Below are 25,973 nucleotides of genomic sequence, written 5' to 3' on the forward strand. Positions count from 1 at the left end.
GCCGCAGCAGCGACTATAAATGATAAGTGGTTGAATTCCGCGGGGGCTTGGCCCAGACTCGGCGACAACAATTCGAATTTTGGGTGATGGAAACAACGAATGACCGACCTCAAGACCAGCGATTCTGAATCCGCCGATCTCGAAACATTCCGCAACGAGACCCGCGCCTGGCTGGAAGCCAATTGCCCGCCGGAGATGCGCAAGCCCGCAACGTCGGACGCCGACGTGTTCTGGGGCGGACGCAACGCAAAATTCTCGTCCGAGCCGCAGCGCATCTGGTTCGAGCGCATGCGCGACAAGGGCTGGACCGTGCCTGACTGGCCGAAGGAGTATGGCGGCGGTGGCTTAAGCGCTGCCGAGCACAAGGTGCTGCGCGCGGAGATGGCGCGGATCGGCGCGCGGCCGCCGCTGTCGAGCTTCGGCATCTGGATGCTCGGGCCGGCGCTCTTGAAATACGGCAACGAGGCCCAGAAGAAGGAGCATCTGCCGAAGATCGCCGCGGGCGAGATCCGCTGGTGTCAGGGCTATTCCGAGCCGAATGCCGGCTCCGACCTCGCCTCGCTCCAGACCCGCGCCGAGAGCGACGGCGACGACTTCATCATCAACGGCCAGAAGATCTGGACTAGTTACGCCAATTACGCCGACTGGATCTTCTGCCTGGTGCGCACCGATCCGACCGCCAAGAAGCACGACGGCATCAGCTTCATCCTGTTCGACATGACCTCCAAGGGCGTCTCGACCAAGCCGATCCTCTTGATCTCCGGCTACTCGCCGTTCTGCGAGACCTTCTTCGACAATGTCCGCGTGCCGAAGTCGCATGTGGTCGGCACCATCAACCGCGGCTGGGATGTTGCGAAATACCTGCTCCAGCACGAGCGCGCAATGATCTCGGGGATGGGCGAGCGCGGCGTCGGCCGGCCGCTCGGCCAGATCGCGGCCGACTCGGTCGGCACCGATGCGCAGGGGCGGCTCGATGATTCCATGCTGCGCGGGAAGATCGCCAGCTTCGACGTCGATGAAGCCGCGCTGGCTGCCTGCGCCGAGCGCGCGGTCGATCTCGCCAAGGCCGGCCAGGCGCATCCGGCGTTCTCCTCGGCGATGAAATATTACGGCACCGAGCTCAACAAGCGCCGCCACGAGATCCTGATGTCGGCGGGCGGCGTCGATGCGCTGGAATGGGAGAGCGAGCGCTCCAGACAGGGCGCCCGCCCGCGCGCCTGGCTGCGCACCAAGGCCAACTCGATCGAGGGCGGCACGTCCGAGGTCATGCTCGGCATCGTCGCCAAGCGCATCCTGGATCTGCCGGGGGCGTAAGCCTTTCTGTCATTCCGGGGCGCGCGTAGCGCGAGCCCGGAATCCATAACCACCAGTCGGGAGTATGGATTCCGGGCCTGCGCCTGCGGCGCATCCCGGAATGACGAGACAACATAGATTTCGAATCGGAAACACGCACATGGCCCTCGTCCTCACCGAAGAACAATCCATGCTCCGCGACTCCGCGCGCGGGCTGATCAGCGACAAGGCGCCGGTGTCGCACCTGCGCCATCTGCGCGACAGCAAGGACCCCACCGGCTTCTCCAGGGAGCTCTGGCATTCCTTCGCGGAGATGGGTTTTGCCGGCTTGCTCGTGCCGGAAGAGTTCGGCGGCAGCGGTCTCGGCTTTGTCGAGGCCGGAATCATCATGGAGGAGATCGGCCGCACCTTGATGCCGTCGCCCTTCCTCGCGACGTCAGTGGTGGCGGCATCAGTGCTGACCCGCGGCGGCAATGCCGCGCAGAAATCGGAATATCTGTCGAAAATCGCGAACGGCTCGCTGCTCGCGACGCTCGCGATCGACGAGGGCGCCAAGCATCGCCCGCTGCAGACCAGCCTCAAGGCCGTGCGCGCCGGCAACGGCTTCAAGCTCTCCGGCGCCAAGGCGCTGGTGGTCGACGGTCATGTCGCCGATCTCCTCATCGTCGCCGCGCGCACCGCGGGCTCTGCCGGCGAGCGCGAGGGCCTGACGCTGTTCCTGGTTAACCCCAAGGCCAAGGGCGTTGCGATCGAGCGCACCATCATGGTCGATGCGCACAATGCGGCGCGAATCGAGTTCGCCAATGTCGAGGTCACCGCCGACAGCGTGCTCGGCGAGGTCGACCAGGCGGCCGGCCTGCTCGATGGCGTGCTCGATATCGGCCGCGGCGCGGTCGCCGCCGAAATGGTCGGCCTCAGCGATGAAGTGTTTGGCCGCACCGTCGAGTATCTGAAGAGCCGCAAGCAGTTCGGCAAGCTGATCGGCGAATTCCAGGCGCTGCAGCATCGCGCCGCCGAGCTCTACATCGACATCGAGATCACCCGCGCTGCCACCATGAAGGCGCTGCAGGCGCTCGATGCCGACGTTGTCAAGGCCGCACCCGCCGTCGCCGTGGCAAAAGCCCGCGCCGGCACCACCGCCACACGCGCGGTGCAGGAAGGCGTGCAGATGCACGGCGGCATGGGCATGACCGACCAGTTCGACATCGGCTTCTTCATGAAGCGCGCCCGTGTCTGCGAGGAGCTGTTCGGCGATGCGAACTACCACACCGAGCAGCTGGCCAGGGCGCGGGGCTATTGAGGCTGGGGCAATAGCGCGAACCGTCATGGCCGGGGTTGTCCCGGCCATCCACGTTCTTTGGTGCCTCGGAAACGTGGATGCCCGGGCCTTCGCCTCGCCGAAGCGGCTTCGGCCGCGCAGGCGGGACGCCCGGGCACGACGAATGAAGTGTGGCGCGAGCCTGTATCAACCTCGTCATTGCGAGGAGCGCTTGCGACGAAGCAATCCAGACTGTCGCCGTGGAAAGACTCTGGATTGCTTCGCTTCGCTCGCAATGAGGGCGGAGAGACCGCCTTACCGCATCGGCGGTGCGTACTGCACGCCACCTGCGTTCCACAGCTGGTTCATGCCGCGCGGGATCTTCAGCTGCGACTTTTCGCCGATGTTGCGATCATACATCTCGCCGTAATTGCCGACGTGGCGGATGATGCGGGCGGCCCAGTCCTTGGTGAGGCCAAGCTGCTCGCCGTAACGGCCTTCGGTGCCGACGAGGCGCATCACTTCCGGCTTCTTCGACTTCAGGGCTTCGTCGATGTTCTCCGAGGTCACGCCCAGCTCCTCGGCGTTGATCATCGCATACAGCGTCCATTTCACGATCATCATCCAGTCGTCGTCGCGCTGACGCACCACGGGGGCGAGCGGCTCCTTGGAGATCATGTCGGGCAGGATCATGTGGTCGCCGGGCTTCGTCAGGTTCAACCTGAGAGCATAGAGCTGAGAAACGTCGGCGGAGAACGTGTCGCACTTGCCGGTGTCGTAGGCCTTCACCACGTCGTTGAGGTTATCGAACTTCACCTCTTCATACTTCATGTTGTTGATGCGGAAGTAATCGGCGACGTTGAGTGTCGTCGTGGTTCCGTTCTGCACGCAGACCTTGCTGTCTGCCAGGTCCAGCGAGGTCTCCTTGTTGCGCGTGCGCGGCACCATGAAGCCGACGCCGTCGTAATAGGCCACGGCCGGGAAATACAAATCGTAGTCAAGCTCGCGCGCCATGCTCCAGGTCGTGTTGCGCGAGAGGATGTCCACCTTGCGGCTCTGCAGCTCCTTGAAACGCTCGTTGGCGTCGAGCGGAACGAACTTCGCCTTGCCGGGGTCGTTGAAGATCGCAGCAGCCACCGCACGGCAGAAATCGACGTCGAAGCCGGTCCAGTTGCCCTTGTCGTCGGGGATCGAGAAGCCCGGCAGGCCCTTGTTGACGCCGCACAGCACCTCGCCGCGGCGAACCGTGCGCCTCAGGGTGCGGGTGTCGTAAAACTCGTAAATGATCGCGCCGATGGCGACCAGCACGGCGATGGCGACCCCGATCAGCAGGCCGCCACGAAAAGTGCGCATCATGTTGCTCTCTCGAAAAATCGGGAAAAGGAATCAGGCGGGGATGGAGAGCATGATCGGGATCCGGACGGCCGCGTTGGCGCAAGGCACGCTGCGGCCGTCCGAAGCAATCATGCCGGGATCATGAACCTTAGAGCTCGGGCTTCTGCCGGATGACGACCTTGGTGCCGACAGGGACGCGATCGTAGAGATCGGCGACGTCCCTGTTGACGAGGCGGAAGCAGCCCGACGACACCTTGGTGCCGATCGTGTCGGGTCGGTTGGTGCCATGGATGCGGTAGACCGTGGTGCCGAGATACATGGCGCGGGCCCCCAGCGGGTTGCCCGGGCCGCCGGCCATGAAGCGCGGCAGATAGGGCTGGCGCTGGATCATCTCCGGCGGCGGTGTCCAGTCCGGCCACTCCTTCTTGTTGGTGATGGTCACCAGCCCCTGCCACTGGAATCCGTCGCGGCCGACGCCGATGCCGTAGCGGATGGCGCGCCCGCCGGGCTGCACCAAGTAAAGGTGACGTTCGGCCGTCGAGACGATGATCGTGCCCGGCGGCTCGGTGGTGCGGAAGTAGACCACCTGCTTCTGCCATTCCGGCTCGAGCTGGTATCCGTCATCGGCGATCAGGCCCGGCTCGTCGCCGCGGTCCGGTTGCTGGGCGAGGGCATGTGGCGTGGACAGGGCCAGTCCCATCGCAGCCATGAAAATCCCGGTCAGGCGACGAAAATCCGTCATTCAAGCTCTCCCCGCTGCCACACAGCGCAAATCATTCGGAACCATCAAACCTGAGGGGCAAGTTCATGGCAAGTTGATGGCGTGCTGGCCCGGCATGTCACGAGAATGCTTTGGTTTTTTGACGTAGATCAACACCATGAACAGGGTGGGTTGGCGCGAAAAGCAGTGATCGGCGCCGCGGTGGAGGTGCGCTCCCTCCCCCGCTTGCGGGGGAAGGCTGGGGAGAGGGTGTCTCTGCAATGGGATTCCCCGAGAGGATAGAACCCTCACCCGCCGCTTCGCGGCGACCTCTCCCGCAAGCGGGAGAGGCTCAGACCGAACGCGCGGTGAGATCGAGGCCGACAATTTGCGCCAGCTAGATCTTGTTGCTCTCCGGCGCGATCCCGAGTCGCCGCACGATCTCCCTCGCCACGGCGCGGGCTTCGACGCGCGAGCCGATGCGGGGGCTGCGAAACCGCCGCCCCGAATGCAGCCGGATCACCACGATGCAATGCTCGTCCTCGGAGCGGCCGCGGCGCTCGACCGTGATCGTTTTCACGTCGGGTCCGGCGATGCGGTCGGCGCGCAGGCTGCCGTCGCCCCACAGGCGCTCGACGCGAATATCGTTCGGCCCGATGATCCAGAACGCGCCGGTCGCAAGGTTGGCATAGCGATAGACGGCGAATGCGGCGATCGCGCCCAGCGGCAGCAGCAGGATATCGACATGGCTCGGCGAGAGGCCGCGCCACAGCTTGTAGGCATAGGGGGCCGCGGACAAAGCCACCGCGATCAGTGCGACGATGCGGATCTCCCGTGCAGGAAACGCCTCGAGCGGCTCGCCGAGATGCATCTCGGGATTGCTGGCATCGAGCGGATTGACGGGATCCTCGACATTGGGCACCTCGAATTGCGTCGCGATCCGGGCCACGGTGTCGCGAACATGGGTGACGTCGGAGATCGGCGGCGATGTCAGGCGTTCGCCGGAGGCCAGCGTGAACACGAGCTGAAAGCGGGCCTTCACCCGCTTGCTGCCGGGGACCTGCAACGCCATGATGTCGTCTTTCGCAACGATCCGCGTGCGGAGCTTGCCGAACGGACTTTGCCGCCCGATCAGGATCTCGTCCGCCGTGATGATCCACACCACTGCCGGCGCCATCATGATGCCGACGACGAACCCCGCGCCCACGAGCAGTGCGACGACGGAGATGACGATCTCCAGCGTGTCGTGCGTGAACAGGCCCGGCGTGAAGCACAGCGCGACGGCCGCTGCAAAAGCGGACATCACCAGCCGCTGCGCGATCGAGGAACCTTCACGAAGGCGGATGTCGGTGCTGGTTGCGTCGTCCATTGCGGGCGGCTGATTTCGATGCTCGCGAAACTCCACGGACGGGTCCGTGGAGTCAAGCAACAACGACGGCATCTGAGACCCACCGCCCTATGTGCTCGCCATCAGCTGCTCGCGTTCAGCAGCTTCGCCACGGTGCGGTCGATCTGGTCGTAAGCCCCTTCGCCGGCGTGCTGGAACACGATCTTGCCACTCTGGTCGACGATGTATTGCGCCGGCCAATATTGATTGCGATAGGCGTTCCAGGTCTTGGACTCATTGTCCTGCGCCACCGGATAGGTGATGCCATGGCGCTTCAGCGCGGCCTGCACGTTGGCGGCGGAGCGCTCGAACGGGAATTCCGGCGTGTGCACGCCGACCACGACGAGGCCCCGATCCCGGTACTTGGCGTAGAGCTCGGTGACGTGCGGCAGCGTGTTGACGCAGTTGACGCAGCCATAGGTCCAGAAATCCACCAGCACGACCTTGCCGCGGAGATCGGCGATGCTCAGCGGCTTCGAGTTGAACCAGTTGGTGATGCCGGTGAAGTCGGGCGCGGCCTGCTGGTTTGCGGCGGCGGTGACGACAGGCGCAGCGCGTGCGGCCTCGTCGCAGATGCCGGGGATGACGGCGCCGGTCACTGTGATGCCGATCAGTGCAGCAGACATTGCGAGCAGCTTGAGAGTCATGGAAAGCGTCCTCCGGTGAAGATGAGGTGGGATCACAGGCCGATCTGGCCGGTGGGGTAGAAGCCGGTGAGCCACGCCAAGATCAGCGTGTCGTATTGGAAATAGGCGGCGACCGCGAAGCCGATCACGACGACGCCAAAGCCTTGCTGCAGCCGCGCTGAGATCCGGGCCAGGCTGCGCACGCGCGTGGTCGCGGCCTGTCCGCCGTAGGCTATTCCAAGCATCGGGATCGCAGCGCCAATGGCATAGGCGACCAGCAGCGCGCCGGCCCAGGCAACGTTCTTCGACGTCGCCACCAGCGTCAGGATCGAGCCGAGCACGGGCCCTGCGCAGGGCGTCCAGACCAGGCCCAGCGTCGTGCCGAGGATCAGCCCGCCGAGCGCGCCGTCGCGCTGCGTGGCACCGGTGTTGCCGAGATCGAGCCAGCCGTTGAGCCGGATCGACAGCCATTCGAACGGCGCCGGCCACAGCATCAACAGGCCGAAGCCGAGCAGCAGGACCGCTGCCGCCTCGCGCAGCACGTTCGGATCGAAATCGAACGCCCGCGTGATCGCGCCGAGCGCCAGCGCGACCACCGAAAAGGAAACGACGAAGCCGAGCGCGATCATCGCGGGTCGCAGATGCCCCGCGCGCCCGATCGAGGCGCCGAGCAGGATCGGCAACATCGGCAACGTACAGGGCGCGGCGATGGTGAGGATGCCGGCGAGGAGAGCAAAGAGCAGGTCGAGCATGAGGCACTCGTGAGGGAGGTCACGAGGGCTGTTCGCGTGCGGTGGGGCGGTCGTTACACAGCGTCACGGCTTCGTGACGGGGCTTTGAGGCATTCTGTTCGACACGACGGCGCTGCGCGCCACCCCCCAAATAAAAACGACCCGGACGGGGCATCGTCCGGGTCGCTGGAGGTCTTGGGAGGTTTAACGAAACCGTATGGGAGCTTTATAGAGGGGAAGTTTTTCCGCCTGATGTTGTCGTTTGTTTCAATTGTTTCGCCGGCGGTAACGCTTCCGTGTCCGGGGAGAGGGCCAAAACCGAGGTCCTATCCCCTTGAAATCGTTATTGTTAAGCGGCGAAACGGTCGACGCCGGCGCCCTTAAGCAAATCGGCGAGTTGCTTGCGGGCGTAGAACATCCGCGTCTTCACCGTGCTCTGGGGAATGCCGATGATCTGGCCGACCTCCTCCACCGACTTCTCATGGTAATAGACGAGGTTGATGATCTCCCGATGCGCCGGCGACAGCTTCTGCACGCAGGCGCGCAGGATGGCGCTGGTGTCGCTGCGGTCGAGCGAGGTCTCCGGCGTGTCGCAATCATCAGGGATCTGACGCACGTCCTCCTGATCGATGTCCTCGAAGCGGCGCTGGCGCATCGCGGTCAGTGCCTTGAAGCGGGCAATCGAGAGCAGCCAGGTGGACACTTGCGAGCGGCCCTGGAATTGGCCGGCGGTCCGCCACACATCCAGAAACACCTGGCTGACCAGATCTTCCGCCGTGGTGGCGTCGCGCACGATGCGCAGGATGAAGCGGTACACCCGTACATTGTGCCGGCAGTAAAGGATGTGCATGGCCGTCCGGTTGCCGTCGGCAATGCTTGCGAGGAGCATGTCGTCCGAGGTCGCCTGAGCGGCAATGATGCTCTGGCTGGCTTGGGCGTTGATGGCAATGACGTTCGGCATGGACTTGGCTCCCCGTAGCGCCGCAACCGAGCGGCGTTTCCTTGGGTCAAAGTGTTAATGAGCCAACGTTTCGGGACGTCTGCACGAAAAGCGGAAAATGGTTTCGTGCGCCGTCAAATTGTTTCGCCGGACAGGGCGCGACGAAACATTCGGGGCAAAAAACCTTGTGATTTCAACGTACGGAAAATACGGGGTGGGGATTCGGGGCCGGACGGGCGCGCCGCGGAACGAATTTAGGGGGATTGCGTTTGGTCGCGCCACACCTACCGCTGTCGTCCCGTGGCGATAATCCGTAGCCCGGATGAAGCGCAGCGAAATCCGGGGCAACTCCATCCGCGGCTACAGCACCCCGGATTGCGCTGCGCTCCATCCGGGCTACGGCAGAGCGGGCTGTGCCGCTCGCCCTACGCCTTCTCGCCCTGCGGCGAGAACAGATAGCCGCCGCCGCGGATGGTGCGGATCACCGCGGGCTTGGCAGGATCGGGCTCGATCTTGCGGCGGATGCGCATGATGCGCAGATCGACCGCGCGGTCGAAGGCTTCGGCGTCGCGGGCGTTGGCAAGCTCGAGCAGGCGCTCGCGCGACAGCACGCGCTTCGGATTGGCCGCGAACACCTTGAGCAGCCCGAACTCGGATGCGGTCAGCGGATGCTCGTTGCCCTCGTCATCGCGCAAGGCCTGCGCTTCGAGGTCGAGCCATTTGGTGCCGAAGCGCACCAGCTGCTCCTTGTCCGACTTCGCCGCCGGCGCGTCGGCCGCCTTGGCCGGTCCGCTCCGCCGCAGCACCGAGCGGATGCGCGCCATCAGCTCGCGCAGCTCGCAGGGCTTTGCCACGTAATCGTCGGCGCCGAGCTCGAGGCCGACGACGCGGTCGATCGGGCTCGCGGTCGCCGTCAGCATGATGACCGGCACGTTGATGCGGCTCTTGAGGTCGCGGATGATCGAGAGCCCGTCTTCCTCGGGCATGTTGAGGTCGAGCACGACGAGATCGGGCATGCTGCCCTGGATCGCGGCGCGCAAGGACTTGCCGCCGTCGCACAGCGTCACGGTGAAGCCGTGCATCTTGAGGTAATCGCCGACCATCTCCCGGGCCGGAGCCTCATCGTCGACGATCATGATGTGCTGGCTTTGGGTCATGGGCTTTGCATCACGGGCTTTGACATCACGGGCTTTGACATCACGGCGCTTCAGTCGCAGGGAGGGTGATGGTGAAGGTCGAGCCCTTGCCGGGGCCCTCGCTCTCGGCGGTCACCTCGCCGCCGTGCATGTCGATGATACGCTTGACGATGGAGAGACCAAGTCCCGTCGAGCTCTCGCCGGCGGTCGGCTTGGCCGACAGCCGCTGGAACCGGCCGAACAGCCGGCCGAGATCCTCCGGCGACAGGCCGGCGCCCTCGTCGCTGACGCTGACGATGGTGTCGCTGCCCTCGTGGACCACGGTGACGTCGATCTTGCCGCCGATCGGTGAGTATTTGATGGCGTTGCTGATGAGATTGTCGATCGCTTCGCGGATGCGGTCGGTGTCGCACATGGTGACGATGTTGGGCGGCGCGGTGACGCTGATCGCCTGCTGCTTGTTGACCGCGAGCGGCTGGTTGGCCTCGGCGACCTCCTTGACCAGGGCGGCGACGTCGACCGGCTCGCGGCGGATGGTGATGTCGAAGGCATCGGCCATCGCGTCCGAGATCAAATGATCGACCATCGTGGTCAGGCGCTTGGTGGCGTCGCGGATGTGGTCGACCTGGGCGACGACCCCGCTTTCCGAGGCGCCGGTCGAGATCAGCTCCTTGAGCATCTCGGTGCGGCCGAGAATGACGCCGAGCGGGTTCTTCAGGTCGTGCGCGACGGTGCCGAGAATCTCGTTCTTGAAGCCGTTGGCGCGCTGCAGCCGCAGCCATTGCGCCGAGAGGCGGCGATTGGCCTGCATCAGGGCGCGGGTGCGCTGGGCGACGCGGTCCTCCAGCTGGGTGTTGGCGTCCTGCAGCTGCTGATAAAGGATGACGTTGTCGAAGGCGATCGAGAGCCTGGAGGAGAAGATCTCGACCAGCGAACGGTCGGTCTCCGACAGCTCGCGCTCGGCCTGGAGCAGCACCACGACCTCGCGGCCCGATCCGGTGCGCAAATAGATCACGCTGCGGTGGTCGGCGAATTCGTTCTTGCGGCGCTGGAACGCGGCCTCCACCATCTCGCGCAGCTCGGGGTCGAGCGCCTTCGACGAGGTGGTGCCGATGAAGCGGCTGTAGCAGCCGCTGCCGGCGAGCACCGAGAGCTCGGGATCGATGCCGCCATTGTCGCGCAGCACCAGGATGCCGGCGCAGTCGACGTTGAGGAGCGAAGCGAGCTGGGTCAGGACGCCCTCGGCGAGCCGCTGCATCGACTTGAAGTCGTACAGCGTCGAGGCCGCGTCGATGATGATCTCGAGCCCGCGCCGGGTCTGCACCATGCGCTCGAGCTGCTGGTAGGAGCGCAGCGCCGCGGTCAGCGAGGTGAACAGCTTGTCGGCGGTGAGCTCGGTCTTGGCCTTGTAGTCGTTGATGTCGTACTGAACAATGACGCGCCGCTCCGGCGCCTGGCCGGGCTGGCCGGTGCGCAGGATGATGCGCACGGTCTCGTTCCGGATCTCGTTGCGAATGAACTCGACCAGCTCGAGGCCGGCGACGTCGGTCTCCATGATGACGTCGAGCAGCACGGCGGCGATGTCGCGGTGCTCGGCCATCAGCTTGCGCCCTTCGGCCGCGGAATAGGCCGACAGGATCTCCAGGCTCTGGCCGTTCAGGCTGTAGTCCGACAGCGCGAAACGCGTGCCGTCATGCACGGCCGGATCGTCATCGATGACGGCGATCTTCCATTTCCGGGCGTTGCTGTCCTCCGACGCGGTACCGGTGTCGTCGATCAGGTGGAGGACATCGTCCTGTTCGGCCATTGCGAAGATCCGTCACTTTCTGTGCTTTGCGCGCCGCCCTTGGCGACGCGGGGCATGATAATGCGAAAAGTAGTGCCTTGTCCCAGCTTGGATTCCAGCATCATCCGGCCGCCGAGCTGCTGGGTGACGAGGTTATAGACGATATGAAGGCCAAGTCCCGTGCCGCCTTCATTGCGCCGGGTGGTAAAGAAAGGGTCAAAGGCCTGGCGCTGCACGTCCGGGGTCATGCCGGCCCCGTCGTCGGAGAAGCTGATCTCGATGTCCTCGGTGCCGCGCGGCCGCGCCGAAATCGCGATCCGGCCGGCGCGGCCGTCGGCGAAGGCGTGGTTGGCGGCGTTGAGGAAGAGGTTGGTCAGGATCTGGCCGTAGGAGCCGGGATAGCCGTCGAGCAGCAGCCCCTCGGGGACGTCGACCTCCAGCGTGATCGGCGAGCGCTTCAGCACGGGCTTGAGGCTGGCGATGATCTGGTCGGTGGCTTCGCTTAAGGAGAACTGCCGCCGCTCGGCATGGGAGCGGTCGACGGCGACCTGCTTGAACGACTGGATCAGCTCGCCGGCGCGCTGGAGATTGGCGACGAGCTGCTGCGAGGCGTCGCGCGAGGATTGCACGAACTCCTCCAGCTGCGAGCGGCGCAGGCCGCCCTCGCCCTTGAGCTGGGCTTCGAAAATCTCGGTGCGCCGGGCAAAGCTCGATGCCACGGTCAGGCTGATGCCGATCGGGTTGTTGACCTCGTGCGCGACGCCGGCAACCAGGCCGCCGAGCGCGGCCAGCCGCTCGGCGTCGATCAGGTTCTGCTGCGCGGTGTTGAGCTCGAGCAGGGCGCTCTCGGCCTTTTCCTTCGAGGCGCGCAGCTCGTCCTCGGTCCGGCGCTTGGCGATCGCGTTCTCGCGGAACACCTCCACCGCGCGCGCCATGGCCCCGACCTCGTCGCGCGCTTTCGTGCCCTGCACCTCGCGGTCGAGATCGCCGAGCGTGATCGCGCGCATCGCGGACATGATCTGCTGCAGCGGCAGGCGGATCGACAGCGCAATCAGGACGCCCGCGGTGAGGATGATGCCGAGGAAGATCACCGCGATCGACAGCACCCGGCGTGAGATATCCGCCAGCGTGCGGTCGAACACCTCCTGCGCTTTCTGCTCGCGCTGGCGCATCTTGGTCGAGAGGTCGTCGATGGCGCCGATCGCCTCGGCCTGGCTGGCGTCGATGGTGTTGCGCAACAGCTCCGTGCGGCTCGCAAGCTGCTCGGAGAGTTTTGCAAAACCCTCGCGAAGTGCGGCGGTGCGGGCCGCGAGCCGCTGCAAGGCCATCTTCTGCAGGTCGTTGTCGGCGAGATCGATCATGACCGGGATGGTCCTCTCGATCGTCTCGGTGTGGCGGCGCGCGTCGTCGGCGGCGCCCGACGACTGCGACAGATAGTAGGAATTGGCCGCGACCAGCATCGCGGTGAAGGCTTCGCGGGATTTGCCGAGCGAGGGCCAGATCAGCGCGTCGCGATGGCCGGTGGCGCCCTCGATGATGGAGTAGAGGCCCGCCATGTCCCTGGCCGGGCCCTGCACCTGCTCCTCATAGGTCTTGGCGATGGTGGACTGCACGCTGCGCAGCTCGCCGAAGCCGTTGAGGAAGCGGTCGGTGGTGCGCTCCAGCTCCTCGACCGAGCCCGACAGCATTGGGTCCTTGGCGGCGCGATTGGTCAGCGTGCCCAGCACCGCCTCGCGCAGCAACAGGATCTCAGCGAACAGGTCGGGGCTCGGCTGGTTGATGTAGCGGTGGATCAGGTTTTGCAGCCGCCCGGTCTCGCTCTCGAGCAGCGCCAGGATCCGGTCGGACTCGCGCACCTGGCGCACGTCGTCCCAGGCCGAGCCGAGCACCTTGGCGCCGTTCCAGATCATCGCCACCAGCACCACGACCACGGCGGAGTTCAGCGCGGCGATCGACAGGATGCGCCAGCGGATCGGCACCGCCCGCAAGAGGCCGACGATGCGCGCGCGCAGCTGCCCGATCGGGCCGGGCGGCTTGTCCGCGTGATCGCTATGTCCAAGCGCAGCCAACAGGCCTCACTCCACCTTGCGAATCCGTTCAATCAGCGCGGCCGCCGCGGGGTCGCGCGCGGCCTTGGCGTAGATTGCGGCCATGGCGTCCTCGAACGGCTTGCGGTCGATGTCCTTGATGATGGTCACGCCGGCTTCCTGCGCCTTGCGCTGCGACTGTTCCTCGAGGTCGTGCCACTTCTCACGCATGAACCGGCTGGAGCGCTGCGCGGCCTCCTTAAAGATCGTCTGCTCCTCCGCCGACAGGCTGTTCCAGGCCTTCAGAGAGATCACCAGCACCTCCGGGCTCATCGTGTGCTCGGTCAGCGTGTAATGGCCGGCATGCTTGTAATGATTCGTGGTCACGAAGGATGGCCAGTTGTTTTCGGCGCCGTCGATCAGATGGTTGGCAAGCCCGGTGAGCACCTGCCCGTAGGGCAGCTCGACCGGTTCGGCGCCGAGCGCGCGCATCATCTGGCTCATTAACTCCGACTGCTGCACGCGGATCCGCAATCCCTTGAGGTCCGCGATGGTCTTCACCGGGCGGACCCCGTTATAGATCGACCGCGCACCCGAATCGTAGAAGGCGAGCCCGACGAAGCCGTAGGGCTCGAAGCTACCGAGGATCTCGCTGCCGACAGGTCCGTCCAGCACCTTCTGCATGTGCTCGATGGACCGGAACAGGAACGGCATCGCCAGCACGTTCATCGCCGGGACGAAATTGCCGATCAGGGCGACATTGGTCCGGTTGAGGTCGATCGCACCGGCCCGGGTCTGCTCGATGGTCTCCTTTTCCTCCCCGAGCTGGCGGGAGTGGAACACCTTGATCTCGTGGCGGCCCTTGGTGCGCTCGGCGATCAGGGCGCCCATGTAGCGCAGCGCCTGGACGGTCGGGTAATCCTCGGCCTGGGTGTCGGCGGCGCGAAATTCGCGCGCAACCGCGCTCGTCGTGCCCATGCTCGACGAGACTGCGGCAAGCAGAAGCGCAACGAAGACCACCCCGGTCCGCGAGAGTTCGGCACGGCTCAACACTGGCACACTCAACCCCTCAGTGGTGGAGTCTATGGCGGAAGGAAAAGGTTCAATGCAATCTAAAGCGTTTTCAAGCGAAGTGGATACCGGTTCGCGTAAAGAAAACGCGTCAAATTGAGAATCTAGAGCCTGTTCCGATCGGAACGGGGCTCTAGCAGATGGTGAAGGGAAGGCCATCCCGCGCCCGGCCAGCGGGCTGATTGTGCGGCGCGGCCGGCGTTCATTCCCGGTTGAAACGGCCACTGCCGGGCCTTAAGCAGGACAGCCGCCACGTCGACCGCGGCCTGGGAAGAGCCATCCTGATGTCAGCCTTGCGCCTTTTGCAGCTCGTTGCCGTCTTTGCGGCCCTCGCATTGGCCGCCCCTGCGCGGGCTGCCACCGAGATCGCCTGGTGGCACGCCATGTCCGGCGAGCTCGGCCGGCAGCTGGAAAAGCTCGCCGCCGACTTCAACGCCTCGCAATCCGATTACCGCATCGTGCCCGTCTACAAGGGCAATTACACCGAGACGGTGACGGCCGCGATCTTCGCCTTCCGCTCGCGCAGCCAGCCCGCCATCGTGCAGGTCAACGAGGTCGCCACCGCCACCATGACTGCGGCCAAGGGCGCGATCTATCCGGTGTTCAGCCTGATGCGCGACCAGGGCGAGCCGTTCTCGCTGGGCGATTATCTGCCGGCGGTCTCCGGCTATTACACCGATGCCGCCGGCAATCTGTTGTCGTTCCCGTTCAATTCCTCGACCCCGATCCTGTACTACAACAAGACCATGTTCCGCGACGCCGGCCTCGATCCGGAGGCGCCGCCGAAGACCTGGCCGGAATTGGGAGCGGCCGCCAAGCGCCTGCGCGACCGCGGCGCTGCTTGCGGCTTCACCACGTCCTGGCCGTCCTGGATCCATGTCGAGAATTTTTCGGCCTTCCATAATCTGGCGCTAGCGAGCCGGGCCAACGGCTTCGCCGGGCTGGATGCGGAATTGACCATCAACAATCCGAGGCTGGTGCATCACGTCGCGGCGCTCAGCGAGTGGCAGAAGACCAAGCTGTTCGACTATAGCGGCCGTGGCCAGTCGGCCGAGCCGCGCTTCCAGAAGGGCGAGTGCGGCATCTTCATCGGCTCCTCGGCGACGCGCGCCGACATCAAGGCCAATTCGAAGTTCGAGATCGGCTACGGCATGATGCCCTATTGGCCCGACGTGAAGGGCGCGCCGCAGAACTCGATCATCGGCGGCGCCACGCTGTGGGTGCTGCGCGACCGTCCGCGCGAGGAATACAAGGGCGTGGCGCGCTTCTTCGCCTATCTGTCCCAGCCCGGCGTGCAGGCCGCCTGGCACCAGAACACCGGCTATCTCCCCGTGACCCGCGCCGCCTTCGAGCTGACGCGCTCGCAGGGCTTCTATGAGCGCAATCCGGGCTCGGCGATCTCGTTCGAGCAGATCACGCTCAATCCGCCGACCGAGAACTCCAAGGGCATCCGGCTCGGCTCCTTCGTCCTGATTCGCGGCGTGATCGAGGACGAGCTCGAGCAGGCCTTCGCCGGCCACAAGAGCGCGCAATCAGCGCTCGATTCCGCCGTCGAGCGCGGCAACAAGCTGTTGCGCCAGTTCGAGCGCGCGAGTCCCGAGCGGTAGGGTGTGTTGCGATTAGGTTTCGCCGCCGCTGCGAACGAGGTGCGCTCCCTCCCCCGCTTGCGGGGGAGGGTTGGGGAGAGGGCTCTCTCCACGTTGGGATTGCCTGAAGTCTGCGGAGAGTGTCCCCACGTGGAGAGAGGCCCCACCCGGCGCTTCGCGCCGACCTCCCCCGCAAGCGGGAGAGGTGCACCGTCTCTTGGCTCGCATCGAGCCAACCAAAGTTAACCCTGCTCTCAATACGCAAGCGCCAATGACAATCACGCCGCAACAGCTGCCTCACCTCGCCGACGCCGCAAGCCTCCGCGCCTTTCGCTCCGATCCCTTACAATGGCTGCCAATCGCTCTCGACATCGCGCGCAGCCACGGCCTCGATGCCGGCTCGCCGCATGTGTTCGCGGCCGGCACCAATCTCGTGGTCGGCCTCGGCGACAAGCTGATCCTGAAGATCTTTCCGCCGCCGCTCGCAGCGCAATTCGTCTCGGAGCGCGCCGCGCTGGCGCAGCTCAAAGGCCGTCTGCAGCTGCCGATCCCCGAGATTGTCGCGGAGGGGATGCGCAACGGCTGGCCCTATCTCGTCATCACGCGTCTTGCCGGCACGCTGGGCTCGGAGGTCTGGCCATCACTGCCGGAGCCGCAGAAGGAGCGCCTGCTGCGCCAGATCGGCGAGACCATTGCGAGCGTGCAGCGCGCGCCGCTTGGACCGCTCGCGCATATCGAGCCGCGCTGGGACGCGTTCATGCGCGCCCAGATGCAGGGCTGCCGCGCGCGGCACACGCGTCTCGGCCTCGCACCAAAATTCCTCGCCGGCCTCGATGATCTCCTGCGCGACGCCGCCAAGCTGATCCCGATGGATGCAGCGCCCGTGATCCTGACCGGCGAATACATCCCCGAGAACTTTCTGCTCGCCTGTGACGACGGCCAATGGTCGCTCGGCGGCCTGTTCGATTTCGGCGACGTGCTCACGGGGTGGCGTGACTACGATCTGCTCGGCCCCAGCGCCTTCATGGCGGCGGGCCGTCCGGGCAGAGTGAAGAGCCTGCTCGAAGGCTTTGGCTATGCGACGCTGGATTTCACCCTCAAGCGCCGCCTGATGGCCCTGATGCTGCTGCACCGCGCCAGCGACCTCAACAGCCACATCTGCATCGAGGGTTGGCAGGAGCGGGCGGATGATCTGGTTGAACTGCAGGAGTTGATCTGGCCGGGCTGAGCGCCCCCTCCGTCATTCCGGGGCGCCGCGCAGCAGCATCGAGCCCGGAATCCATTGTGCCGCGCGTTCTGCCGCCCGATGGATTCCGGGTTCGATGCTGCGCATCGCCCCGGAATGACTCCTGGGGGCCGGGAGAGCGCCGGCGACTGCCTCCATAATGATCTCTCAAGCCAATCAGCCTAAGTTTTACGCAATCGCGCATCTTTGTATGCAATTGTGCGCTGCGGTGCAGAGTGGTGAGAACAGGAATACTTTGTTATATCAGTGACTTAGATGGACTTTAGTCTTCCGTTAAGCCTTGGCACAAACCTTGCGAATCCAGCTCCAGCCAAAAAACCTTTGTGTTGGAGCGAATTTCATGAAGCGCCGCGATTTCCTCAAATCCGTTTCCGGGTTGGCCGCTGGCGCGGCGCTTCCGGCCATGCCGTCCGTGATCTCCTCGGCCAAGGCCGATGCCCGCTCGGAGACCTTGCTGATCGTTTCCGAAGGCGGCCCGAACAATCTCGACATCCATGGCATCGGCACAAACGTGCCCGGCTATGAAGTCTCCTGGAATTGCTACGACCGCCTGATCAGCCACGAGATGAAGAGCGGTCCCGGCGGCGTGCCCTATTACGACCGGGACAAGTTCAAGGGCGAGCTCGCCGACGACATGAAGATCGACGACATGTCGGTCACCTTCAAGCTGAAGAAGAACGCCAAATTCCACGACGGCGCGCCTGTTACCGCGAAAGACGTGAAATGGTCGCTCGACCGCGCCGTCAGCGTCGGCGGTTTCCCGACCTTCCAGATGAGCGCGGGTTCGCTCACCAAGGCCGAGCAGTTCGTCGTGGTCGACGATCACACCGTGCGCGTCGACTTCCTGAAGAAGGACAAGCTGACGATCCCCGATCTCGCCGTGATCGTGCCCTGCATCGTCAATTCCGAGCTGGTGAAGAAGAATGCCAGCGAGAAGGATCCCTGGGGCCTCGAGTTTACAAAACAGCAGACCGCCGGCTCCGGCGCCTACAAGGTGACGAAGTGGACCGCCGGCACCGAAGTGATCATGGAGCGCAATGAGGATTGGGTCGGCGGTCCGCTTCCCAAGATCAAGCGCGTGATCTGGCGCATGGTGCCACAGGCCGGTAACCGCCGGGCGCTGCTCGAGCGCGGCGATGCCGACATCTCCTATGAGCTGCCGTTCAAGGATTTCCAGGAGATGAAGGCGAACGGCAAGCTCAACGTGGTGTCGCTGCCGTTCTCCAACGGCATCCAATATATCGGCATGAACGTCACCAAGCCGCCCTTCGACAATCCGAAAGTACGGCAGGCCATGGCCTATGCGATGCCGTATCAGAAGATCATGGACGCCGTGCTGTTCGGCCTCGGCAATCCCATGTTCGGCGCAAAGGACAAGGCCACCGACGTCGCCTGGCCGCAGCCGCACAAGTACAACACCGACATGGAGAAGGCGAAGGCGCTGCTGGCTGAGGCCGGTTACGCAGGCGGCTTCGAGACCACGATCTCGTTCGATCTCAACTTCGCCGGCGTCAACGAGCCGCTCTGCATCCTCGTGCAGGAGAGCCTCGCCCAGCTCGGCATCAAGACCACCATCAACAAGGTGCCCGGCGCCAACTGGCGCACCGAGCTCAACAAGAAGGAGATGCCGCTCTTCACCAACGTGTTCTCGGGCTGGCTCGATTACCCCGAGTACTTCTTCTACTGGTGCTATCACGGCAACAATTCCGTCTTCAACACCATGAGCTACAAGTCGGCGGCGATGGACAAGTTCATCGACGGTGCGCGCACGGCGGCCGCCACCGGCGACAAGGCCGCTTACGATGCCGACGTGAAAGGCTTTGTCGATCTCGCCTTTGCCGACGTCCCGCGCATCCCGCTGTACCAGCCCTTCGTCAACGTCGCGATGCAGAAGAACATCAGCGGCTACCAATACTGGTTTCACCGGCGGCTCGATTATCGCGCGATGGCGAAGGGGTGAGGAAAGCGAATAGGGAGTGGCGAATAGCGAATAGGGGGACGTGATGGTCGACAGGAGCGAATGTCCATTCGCCACTCGCTATTCGCCAATCGCGCGAGCGGAGCGAGCCCCATGCTGACCATGATCGGCAAGCGCCTGATGTTCGCGATCCCGTCGTTGATCGGCGTCGTCATCGTCACCTTCCTGCTGACGCGTGCGCTGCCGGGCGATCCCGCGGCCTACTTCGCCGGCCCCGCCGCGACCAAGGAAGCCGTCGAGCAGATCCGGAAAAAACTCGGCTTCGACAAGCCGCTGATCGAACAGTTCTTCCGCTATGCCAACGATCTCGCGCATGGCGATTTCGGCAACTCGCTGACGACCGGCCAGCCGGTCGCCACCGAGATCCGCAACCGCCTGCCGGCCTCAGCCGAGCTGACGCTGCTCGGCCTGTTCGTGTCCGTTGCGATCGCCATTCCGCTCGGCGTGCTCGCGGCAACGCGTCCGGGATCGTGGATCGACCATCTGTGTCGGGTCACGACCACGGCCGGCGTGTCGCTGCCGGTGTTCTTCACCGGCCTCGTGCTGGTCTATGTCTTCTATTTCCGGCTCGGCTGGTCGCCGGCGCCGCTCGGCCGTCTCGACGTGTTCTACAGCGCGCCGCCGACGGTGACCGGATTCTATCTGATCGACACTTTGATCGCGCGCGATCTCGAGGCGTTCCGCTCGGCGCTGAGCCAGCTCATCCTTCCCGCGACGACGCTCGCAATCTTCTCGCTGGCGCCGATCGCGCGCATGACCCGCGCCTCCATGCTCGCGGTGCTCGCATCCGATTTCGTTCGCACCGCGCGCGCCAGCGGCCTGTCGCCCTCGACCGTGATCGTCACCTACGCGTTCCGCAACGCCATGCTGCCTGTCATCACCACGCTCAGCATGGTGTTCTCGTTCCTGCTGGGCGCCAACGTGCTGGTCGAGAAAGTGTTCGCTTGGCCGGGCATCGGCTCCTACGCGGTGGAAGCGCTGATTTCCTCAGACTTCGCGCCGGTGCAGGGTTTCGTGCTGACCATGGCCGTGATGTACGTGCTGCTCAATCTGATCATCGACATCTTGTACGGCGTGATCGATCCGCGCGTGCGGTTGGAGGGCTAACCCGATCATGGTCGCGTTCGATGCAAGCCACGCGAACGGTGCGCTCCCTCCCCCGCCTGCGGGGGAGGGCTGGGGAGAGGGTGTATCCGCGGTCGAGAACCCCCAAGAGGCGAGAGCCCTCTCCCGGCGCGTTGCGCCGACCTCTCCCGCAAGCGGGAGAGGTGAAGTCAACTCCCAGCTCGTCATGAAGCACTAGGAGTGAACAATGAGCTCCGTTGCGCCTGCTGTTGAACCTGTCGGCCCCGCCCGCACGTCAGGCCTCGTCGCGATCCTTGAACAGACACGCTATGTCCTCGGCGAGAACAAGGTCACGGGCTTCGCCTTTGCGCTGCTCCTGATCATCGTGTTCGCCGCGCTGTTCGGCCCTTACGTGGTGCCGTACGACCCGCTCGCTTCGGACACCGCCGCCGCGCTGAAGCCGCCGTCGGCGGCGCACTGGTTCGGCACCGACCAGCTGGGGCGCGACATCTTCAGCCGCGTCATCGTCGCCACGCGCCTCGACTTCTTCATCGCGATCGCCTCGGTCGCGCTGGTGTTCCTGATGGGCGGCCTTGCCGGCATCGCGGCCGGCTATTTCGGCGGCTGGACCGACCGCATCGTCGGCCGCATCGCCGACACCATCATGGCCTTCCCGCTGTTCGTGCTGGCGATGGGCATCGTCGCCGCGCTCGGCAACACCGTGCAGAACATCATCCTGGCCACCGCGATCGTCAACTTCCCGCTCTATGCCCGCGTCGCGCGCGCCGAGGCCAATGTCCGCCGCAATGCCGGCTTCGTGCAGGCCGCGCGTCTCTCAGGTAACGGCGAGTTCCGCATCCTCCTGGTGCACATCCTGCCGAACATCATGCCGATCATGATCGTGCAGATGTCGCTGACCATGGGCTACGCCATCCTCAATGCCGCAGGCCTGTCCTTCATCGGCCTCGGCGTCCGTCCGCCGACCGCCGAATGGGGCATCATGGTCGCCGAAGGCGCAGGCTTCATGGTGTCGGGCGAATGGTGGATCGCGCTGTTCCCCGGGCTTGCCCTGATGATTGCCGTGTTCTGCTTCAACCTCCTCGGCGACGGCCTGCGCGACATCGTCGACCCCCAGCGGAGGACGTGATGGCAGGCGTCCGTCGGAAATTCTCCAATGATTTCAGTCGCAGTTCTACTGTGCATGGGGTTGTTTTCGAATGTTTGAGTGACGGGAGCCGTCCATGACCGCCCAGCCCCTGCTCGACGTCCAGGATCTCACGGTCGAATTCACCACCCGCCGGGGCATCGTCAGGGCGGTGCAGCACGTCAACATCTCCGTGGCCAAGGGCGAGACGCTGGCCATCGTCGGCGAGTCCGGCTCCGGCAAGTCGGTGACATCCTACGCGGTGATGCGCATCCTCGATCGCGCCGGCAAGATCGCCGAGGGCTCGGTGATGTTCTCCGGCATCGACGTCAAGGCGGCGACCGAAGACGAGATGCGCGATCTGCGCGGCCGCGAAGTCTCGATGATCTTCCAGAACCCGCGCGCCGCGCTGAACCCGATCCGCAAAGTCGGCGACCAGATCGAGGACGTCCTGCGCACCCATGTGCAGCAGGCCCAGGTCGCAGATCACGGCGAGAAGGCGATCGAGGCGCTGGAGCAGGTCAAGATCGCCCGCCCGCGCGAGCGCTATCACGCCTATCCGTTCGAGCTGTCGGGCGGCATGTGCCAGCGCGTCGTCATCGCGCTCGCGCTGGCCTGCAATCCGCAGCTGCTCATCGCGGACGAGCCGACGACCGGATTGGATGTCACCACGCAGAAGGCGGTGATGGACCTGATCGTCGAGCTGACGAAACGCCGCGCGATGTCGACCATCCTGATCACGCACGATCTCGGGTTGGCTGCCGCCTATTGCGACCGCGTCGTCGTCATGGAGAAGGGCCGCGTCGTCGAGACCGCCACGGCTGCCGACATTTTTGCCAACCCTCAGCACCCCTACACCAAGAAGCTGATGCGCGCGACGCCGCGGCTCGGGGTGTCGCTGAGAGACTTGCTGCCGGAGGAGGAGACTCTGGCGGGTGAGGGGGACTCTCCACGAGTCGAGCTCGCCGAGGCTGCCCCTCACCCCAGCCCTCTCCCCGTGAAGGACGGGGAGAGGGAGCAGAGCGGTGCAAGCGGGGAGAGGGAGAAGACGCTCCTCCTCCGCGTTGAAAAGCTCGTCAAGGAATATCCCCGTCAGGGCGCGACCGCCGTGCTCGGCAAGCTGTTCGGCCGCAAGCCGGCTGTGGAGCCGGACGTGTTCCGCGCCGTCGACGGCATCAGCTTTGTGATCGGCCATGGCGAGAGCGTCGGTCTCGTCGGCGAGTCCGGCTGCGGCAAATCGACCACGTCGATGATGGTGATGCGTCTGCTCGACCAGACCTCCGGCCTGATCCAGTTCGACGGCGAGGACATCGGCGGCATTCAGCCTGCCGCCTTCGCCCGGCTGCCGCAGCGCAGCCGCATCCAGATGGTGTTCCAGGACCCGACCGACAGCCTCAACCCGCGCTTCACCGCCGCGCGCGCGATCGCCGACCCGATCATGCAGCTTGGCGATATCAGGGGTGGCGACGCGCTCCGCGCCCGCTGCGAGGAACTTGCCACCATGGTCGGCCTGCCGCACAATCTGCTCGACCGCTTCCCGCACCAATTGTCCGGCGGCCAGAAGGCCCGCGTCGGCATCGCCCGGGCGATCGCGCTGCATCCCAAGCTCGTCATCCTGGACGAGCCGACCGCGGCGCTGGACGTCTCCGTGCAGGCCGTCGTCCTCAACCTGCTGCAGGACCTCAAGGCGCGGCTAGGTATGAGCTATCTGTTCGTCTCGCATGATTTGAACGTGGTGCGCTTGTTGTGCGATCGTGTCATTGTGATGCGGACGGGACGGATCGTCGAGGAGGGCTCTTCCGAGCAGGTTCTCGGCGATCCCAGGGACGACTACACCAAGGAGCTGTTGACGGCGATCCCGCATCCGCCGTTGCCGATACACTAAGACCGCACGGATTGCTTGAGAGCGTGATGGCCGAACCCCTGGACGACTATATCGACGCCGTATCGAAGGCGCTGGCGCTGCCGATCGAGGAGGCCTGGCGGCCTGCCGTTCGCGCCAACCTCGAGGTCTCGCTGCGGCTTGGCCGCATGGTCGACGAATTCGCGCTGCCGGACGAGACCGAGCCGGCGCCGATCTTCACGGCCTGATGCTGCCATGACCACCAAGCCAGAGATGACGGCCTCCGAGATCGCGAGTGCGGTTGCGGGGCGCAAGATGACCGCGCTCGCTGCCACCGAAGCTGCGCTCGCCCGCATCGCGCAGCATGACCGCATCCTCAATTCCTTCACCGACGTCACCGCCGAACGCGCCCGCGCGAAAGCGCGCGCGATCGATGCCGACATCGCCGCGGGCAGGAAAGTCGGTCCGCTCGCCGGCGTACCCTTCGCCGTCAAGAACCTGTTCGATGTCGCGGGCCTTCCAACGCGCGCCGGCTCGAAGATCAACCGGGACCTCGCGCCCGCCAAGCGCGATGCGACCTTGATCGAGCGGATGGAGGCGGCCGGCGCCGTTCTCGTCGGTGCGCTCAACATGGGCGAATACGCCTACGATTTCACGGGCGAGAACATCCATGACGGACCCTCGCGCAATCCGCATGACACCACGCGGATGAGCGGCGGCTCCTCCGGCGGCTCGGGCAGCGCCGTCGGCGGCGCGCTGGTGCCGATCGCGCTCGGCTCCGACACCAACGGCTCGATCCGCGTGCCGTCCTCCTTCTGCGGCATCTTCGGCCTGAAGCCGACCTATGGCCGGCTGTCACGTGCGCGCTCGTTCCCGTTCGTGGCGAGCCTCGATCATCTCGGCCCGTTTGCGCGCTCCGTCGCCGATCTCGCGCTCGCCTATGACGCGATGCAGGGTCCGGACGCAGCCGACGGCGCCTGCACCACGCGCGGGCCAGAGCCCGTCACGCCGCTGCTCGATGAGTCCATCTCGGGCTTGCGCGTTGCGATCGCCGGCGGCCACTTCCAGAAGAACGTGTTTCCGGAAGCGGTCGAAGCCGTCAGCCGCGTCGCCAAAGCGCTGGGCGCAACGAAAGTGGTGGATGTTCCCGAAGCCTCGCGCGCCCGCGCCGCCGCCTATGTCATCACCACCACCGAAGGCGCTTCGCTCCATCTCGATCGCCTGCGCAAGCGCCCTGGCGATTTCGACCCGGCGGTGCGCGACCGGCTGATCGCGGGCGCCATGGTTCCGGCGCCGCTGGTCGATCGCGCCCAGAAATTCCGTCGCTGGTATCGTGCGCAACTCACCGAGATCTTCAAATCGGTCGATGTTCTGCTGGCACCCGCAACGCCCTGCACCGCGCCAAAACTCGGACAGGTCAATTTCAATCTCGACGGCGTCGAGCTGCCGGTGCGCGCCAATATCGGCATCCACACCCAGCCGATATCCTTCATCGGGCTGCCGGTGGTCGCGGTTCCCGTGCCGCTCGAGCCGCTGCCGATCGGCGTGCAGATCATTTGTGCGCCCTGGCGCGAGGACATCGCGCTGCGCGTCGCGCACGCATTGGAGAAGATGGGCGTCGTCGCTGCGCCCGCGCCGAGAGGGTTCTAAGATGCAGATCGATCTCCCCGACGTGATCGCGGAAGTCAAAGCCGCGTTCGAGCGCTATGAGCAAGCCCTCGTCAGCAACGACGTCGCCGTGCTCGGCGAGCTCTTCCGCAACGACCCGCGCACCTTGCGCTACGGCATCGGCGAGAACCTCTATGGCTACGAGGCAATCTCCGGTTTCCGCGCCGGCCGTTCGCCGGTCGGGCTGAACCGCCGCACCGCCAAAACCGTGATCACCAGCTATGGCCGCGACACGGCCGTGGCGTCCACCTTGTTCTATCGCGACACGGCTCCCGGCAAGGTCGGCCGACAGATGCAGACGTGGATACGTTTCCCGGAGGGCTGGCGCGTCGTCGCCGCTCATGTCAGCATCATCGAGGAGCCGAAAGAGACCGTATGACGCTTGATGATCTTCCGCAGGGCGTATTGCCGGCCGAGCCGGTGGTGCCGCGCGTCGACCGTGCATCGCCGTCGCTGCTGAAGGTCACGCGCGCCGAGGAGCTGCGGCTGCAGCTTGCCGACGAGATCGTGCGCGGAACGCTGGCGCCGGGCTCGCCGCTGGACGAGACCGATATCGCGCGGCGCTTCAACGTCTCGCGCACGCCGGTGCGCGAAGCGCTGCGGCAATTGGTGGCGAGCGGCCTCGTCGAGGCGCGACCGCATCGCGGCGCCGTGGTGGCGCAGCCATCCATCGAGCGGCTGAAAGGCATGTTCGAAGCGATGGCGGAACTCGAGGCGTTGTGCGCGGGCCTTGCCGCCGAACGCATGTCGGCGGCCGAGCGTCATGGCCTGGAAGCCGTCCACGAGGAGCTGCGGGTGCTGAGCTACACCGGCAATCCCGAGCGTTTCCACGAGGTCAACGAGCGCTTCCACAACGCGATCTATGCCGGCTCGCAGAATGGCTACATCGCCGAGATCACGCTCGCGACCCGCGTCCGCGTGCAGCCGTTCCGCCGCGCCCAGTTCCGCAACCTCGGCCGCCTCGCCAAGTCGCAAGCCGAGCACGACCGCGTCGTCGTCGCCATCATGCGCGGCGACAAGCAGGGCGCCGCCGCCGCCATGCGCGCGCATATCGAGCTGGTGCGCGGAGAGTACGAGATCTACGCGGTGTCGGTGTAGGACGACACGCTCGGTGTCGTAGGGTGGGCAAAGGCGCGAAGCGCCGTGCCCACCG

The 25,973-nt window shown here is 65.1% G+C and carries 22 protein-coding genes; 12 read left to right on the plus strand and 10 right to left on the minus strand.

Annotated elements, in window-relative coordinates; translation table 11 throughout:
* Nucleotides 1–99 precede the first annotated feature (99 nt).
* On the plus strand, nt 100–1,314 hold the full coding sequence (locus ABIA40_RS32420) for an acyl-CoA dehydrogenase family protein (protein WP_271546454.1): 1,215 nt from the start codon (nt 100–102) through the stop codon (nt 1,312–1,314).
* A 139-nt stretch (nt 1,315–1,453) separates the two neighbouring features.
* Nucleotides 1,454–2,593 carry an acyl-CoA dehydrogenase family protein gene (locus ABIA40_RS32425; protein WP_271546453.1) on the plus strand — a complete coding sequence of 380 codons (1,140 nt, stop codon included), beginning with the start codon at nt 1,454–1,456 and terminating at the stop codon, nt 2,591–2,593.
* 273 nt (nt 2,594–2,866) lie between these two features.
* Here ABIA40_RS32425 and ABIA40_RS32430 read toward each other — a convergent pair whose 3' ends face one another.
* The 10 genes from ABIA40_RS32430 to ABIA40_RS32475 all read right to left on the minus strand — a co-directional run bounded on the left by ABIA40_RS32430 (nt 2,867) and on the right by ABIA40_RS32475 (nt 14,278).
* Nucleotides 2,867–3,904, minus strand: a complete 1,038-nt coding sequence (locus ABIA40_RS32430) for an amino acid ABC transporter substrate-binding protein (protein ID WP_271546534.1) — start codon at nt 3,902–3,904, stop codon at nt 2,867–2,869.
* 130 nt (nt 3,905–4,034) lie between these two features.
* On the minus strand, nt 4,035–4,628 hold the full coding sequence (locus ABIA40_RS32435) for a L,D-transpeptidase (RefSeq protein ID WP_404545342.1): 594 nt from the start codon (nt 4,626–4,628) through the stop codon (nt 4,035–4,037).
* 355 nt (nt 4,629–4,983) lie between these two features.
* The gene (locus ABIA40_RS32440) at nt 4,984–5,955 is read right to left on the minus strand and encodes a hypothetical protein (RefSeq protein ID WP_404545344.1); all 972 of its coding nucleotides are present in this window, start codon (nt 5,953–5,955) and stop codon (nt 4,984–4,986) included.
* A gap of 101 nt (nt 5,956–6,056) precedes the next feature.
* On the minus strand, nt 6,057–6,620 hold the full coding sequence (locus ABIA40_RS32445; protein WP_404545346.1) for a redoxin domain-containing protein: 564 nt from the start codon (nt 6,618–6,620) through the stop codon (nt 6,057–6,059).
* 32 nt (nt 6,621–6,652) lie between these two features.
* Nucleotides 6,653–7,351, minus strand: a complete 699-nt coding sequence (locus tag ABIA40_RS32450) for a cytochrome c biogenesis CcdA family protein (protein ID WP_404545349.1) — start codon at nt 7,349–7,351, stop codon at nt 6,653–6,655.
* Between the two features lie 328 nt (nt 7,352–7,679).
* The gene (locus ABIA40_RS32455) at nt 7,680–8,291 is read right to left on the minus strand and encodes a sigma-70 family RNA polymerase sigma factor (RefSeq protein ID WP_128266044.1); all 612 of its coding nucleotides are present in this window, start codon (nt 8,289–8,291) and stop codon (nt 7,680–7,682) included.
* Between the two features lie 404 nt (nt 8,292–8,695).
* Nucleotides 8,696–9,427 (minus strand): response regulator, encoded by a 732-nt coding sequence (locus ABIA40_RS32460; RefSeq protein WP_036020286.1) that lies wholly within the window; start codon nt 9,425–9,427, stop codon nt 8,696–8,698.
* A gap of 40 nt (nt 9,428–9,467) precedes the next feature.
* Nucleotides 9,468–11,213, minus strand: a complete 1,746-nt coding sequence (locus tag ABIA40_RS32465; protein WP_157286606.1) for a DUF3369 domain-containing protein — start codon at nt 11,211–11,213, stop codon at nt 9,468–9,470.
* A complete protein-coding gene (locus ABIA40_RS32470; RefSeq protein ID WP_271546531.1) occupies nt 11,183–13,213 on the minus strand; it encodes an ATP-binding protein in 2,031 nt (676 codons plus the stop codon). The genes ABIA40_RS32465 and ABIA40_RS32470 overlap by 31 nt, the downstream gene beginning before the upstream one ends.
* A 54-nt stretch (nt 13,214–13,267) precedes the next feature.
* The gene (locus ABIA40_RS32475; protein WP_338122809.1) at nt 13,268–14,278 is read right to left on the minus strand and encodes a TRAP transporter substrate-binding protein; all 1,011 of its coding nucleotides are present in this window, start codon (nt 14,276–14,278) and stop codon (nt 13,268–13,270) included.
* 296 nt (nt 14,279–14,574) lie between these two features.
* Between ABIA40_RS32475 and ugpB the strand changes: the two genes are divergently transcribed.
* The 10 genes from ugpB (at nt 14,575) to ABIA40_RS32525 (ending at nt 25,918) form a co-directional block, all read left to right on the plus strand.
* A complete protein-coding gene (gene ugpB, locus ABIA40_RS32480) occupies nt 14,575–15,897 on the plus strand; it encodes a sn-glycerol-3-phosphate ABC transporter substrate-binding protein UgpB (RefSeq protein WP_404545353.1) in 1,323 nt (440 codons plus the stop codon).
* A 250-nt stretch (nt 15,898–16,147) separates the two neighbouring features.
* Nucleotides 16,148–17,104, plus strand: a complete 957-nt coding sequence (locus tag ABIA40_RS32485; RefSeq protein ID WP_271546440.1) for a phosphotransferase — start codon at nt 16,148–16,150, stop codon at nt 17,102–17,104.
* A 358-nt stretch (nt 17,105–17,462) separates the two neighbouring features.
* A complete protein-coding gene (locus ABIA40_RS32490) occupies nt 17,463–19,082 on the plus strand; it encodes an ABC transporter substrate-binding protein (RefSeq protein WP_271546438.1) in 1,620 nt (539 codons plus the stop codon).
* Nucleotides 19,083–19,193: 111 nt separating this feature from the next.
* Entirely contained in the window at nt 19,194–20,207 is a 1,014-nt protein-coding gene (locus ABIA40_RS32495) for an ABC transporter permease (RefSeq protein WP_275511035.1), read from the plus strand.
* Nucleotides 20,208–20,412: 205 nt separating this feature from the next.
* Nucleotides 20,413–21,312: an ABC transporter permease gene (locus ABIA40_RS32500; protein WP_036020304.1), complete on the plus strand. Its 900-nt coding sequence runs from the start codon at nt 20,413–20,415 to the stop codon at nt 21,310–21,312.
* A 94-nt stretch (nt 21,313–21,406) separates the two neighbouring features.
* A complete protein-coding gene (locus ABIA40_RS32505) occupies nt 21,407–23,194 on the plus strand; it encodes a dipeptide ABC transporter ATP-binding protein (protein WP_404545356.1) in 1,788 nt (595 codons plus the stop codon).
* A gap of 26 nt (nt 23,195–23,220) precedes the next feature.
* On the plus strand, nt 23,221–23,400 hold the full coding sequence (locus ABIA40_RS32510) for a DUF4089 domain-containing protein (protein WP_035703495.1): 180 nt from the start codon (nt 23,221–23,223) through the stop codon (nt 23,398–23,400).
* A gap of 7 nt (nt 23,401–23,407) precedes the next feature.
* On the plus strand, nt 23,408–24,802 hold the full coding sequence (locus ABIA40_RS32515) for an AtzE family amidohydrolase (RefSeq protein WP_404545358.1): 1,395 nt from the start codon (nt 23,408–23,410) through the stop codon (nt 24,800–24,802).
* A gap of 1 nt (nt 24,803) precedes the next feature.
* Entirely contained in the window at nt 24,804–25,199 is a 396-nt protein-coding gene (hpxZ, locus tag ABIA40_RS32520) for an oxalurate catabolism protein HpxZ (protein ID WP_157286601.1), read from the plus strand.
* A complete protein-coding gene (locus ABIA40_RS32525) occupies nt 25,196–25,918 on the plus strand; it encodes a GntR family transcriptional regulator (RefSeq protein ID WP_404545360.1) in 723 nt (240 codons plus the stop codon). The genes hpxZ and ABIA40_RS32525 overlap by 4 nt, the downstream gene beginning before the upstream one ends.
* Nucleotides 25,919–25,973 lie beyond the last annotated feature (55 nt).

The organism is Bradyrhizobium sp. USDA 223 (assembly GCF_044909005.1).
Lineage (GTDB): Bacteria > Pseudomonadota > Alphaproteobacteria > Rhizobiales > Xanthobacteraceae > Bradyrhizobium > Bradyrhizobium yuanmingense.

What these genes read in the sequence shown, in the direction of transcription:
- ABIA40_RS32420 (WP_271546454.1), top strand. Translation starts at nt 100, where the DNA reads ATGACCGACCTCAAGACCAGCGATTCTGAATCCGCCGATCTCGAAACA.
- ABIA40_RS32425 (WP_271546453.1), top strand. Translation starts at nt 1,454, where the DNA reads ATGGCCCTCGTCCTCACCGAAGAACAATCCATGCTCCGCGACTCCGCG.
- ABIA40_RS32430 (WP_271546534.1), bottom strand. Translation starts at nt 3,904, where the DNA reads ATGCGCACTTTTCGTGGCGGCCTGCTGATCGGGGTCGCCATCGCCGTG.
- ABIA40_RS32435 (WP_404545342.1), bottom strand. Translation starts at nt 4,628, where the DNA reads ATGACGGATTTTCGTCGCCTGACCGGGATTTTCATGGCTGCGATGGGA.
- ABIA40_RS32440 (WP_404545344.1), bottom strand. Translation starts at nt 5,955, where the DNA reads ATGGACGACGCAACCAGCACCGACATCCGCCTTCGTGAAGGTTCCTCG.
- ABIA40_RS32445 (WP_404545346.1), bottom strand. Translation starts at nt 6,620, where the DNA reads ATGACTCTCAAGCTGCTCGCAATGTCTGCTGCACTGATCGGCATCACA.
- ABIA40_RS32450 (WP_404545349.1), bottom strand. Translation starts at nt 7,351, where the DNA reads ATGCTCGACCTGCTCTTTGCTCTCCTCGCCGGCATCCTCACCATCGCC.
- ABIA40_RS32455 (WP_128266044.1), bottom strand. Translation starts at nt 8,291, where the DNA reads ATGCCGAACGTCATTGCCATCAACGCCCAAGCCAGCCAGAGCATCATT.
- ABIA40_RS32460 (WP_036020286.1), bottom strand. Translation starts at nt 9,427, where the DNA reads ATGACCCAAAGCCAGCACATCATGATCGTCGACGATGAGGCTCCGGCC.
- ABIA40_RS32465 (WP_157286606.1), bottom strand. Translation starts at nt 11,213, where the DNA reads ATGGCCGAACAGGACGATGTCCTCCACCTGATCGACGACACCGGTACC.
- ugpB (WP_404545353.1), top strand. Translation starts at nt 14,575, where the DNA reads ATGTCAGCCTTGCGCCTTTTGCAGCTCGTTGCCGTCTTTGCGGCCCTC.
- ABIA40_RS32485 (WP_271546440.1), top strand. Translation starts at nt 16,148, where the DNA reads ATGACAATCACGCCGCAACAGCTGCCTCACCTCGCCGACGCCGCAAGC.
- ABIA40_RS32490 (WP_271546438.1), top strand. Translation starts at nt 17,463, where the DNA reads ATGAAGCGCCGCGATTTCCTCAAATCCGTTTCCGGGTTGGCCGCTGGC.
- ABIA40_RS32495 (WP_275511035.1), top strand. Translation starts at nt 19,194, where the DNA reads ATGCTGACCATGATCGGCAAGCGCCTGATGTTCGCGATCCCGTCGTTG.
- ABIA40_RS32500 (WP_036020304.1), top strand. Translation starts at nt 20,413, where the DNA reads ATGAGCTCCGTTGCGCCTGCTGTTGAACCTGTCGGCCCCGCCCGCACG.
- ABIA40_RS32505 (WP_404545356.1), top strand. Translation starts at nt 21,407, where the DNA reads ATGACCGCCCAGCCCCTGCTCGACGTCCAGGATCTCACGGTCGAATTC.
- ABIA40_RS32510 (WP_035703495.1), top strand. Translation starts at nt 23,221, where the DNA reads ATGGCCGAACCCCTGGACGACTATATCGACGCCGTATCGAAGGCGCTG.
- ABIA40_RS32515 (WP_404545358.1), top strand. Translation starts at nt 23,408, where the DNA reads ATGACCACCAAGCCAGAGATGACGGCCTCCGAGATCGCGAGTGCGGTT.
- hpxZ (WP_157286601.1), top strand. Translation starts at nt 24,804, where the DNA reads ATGCAGATCGATCTCCCCGACGTGATCGCGGAAGTCAAAGCCGCGTTC.
- ABIA40_RS32525 (WP_404545360.1), top strand. Translation starts at nt 25,196, where the DNA reads ATGACGCTTGATGATCTTCCGCAGGGCGTATTGCCGGCCGAGCCGGTG.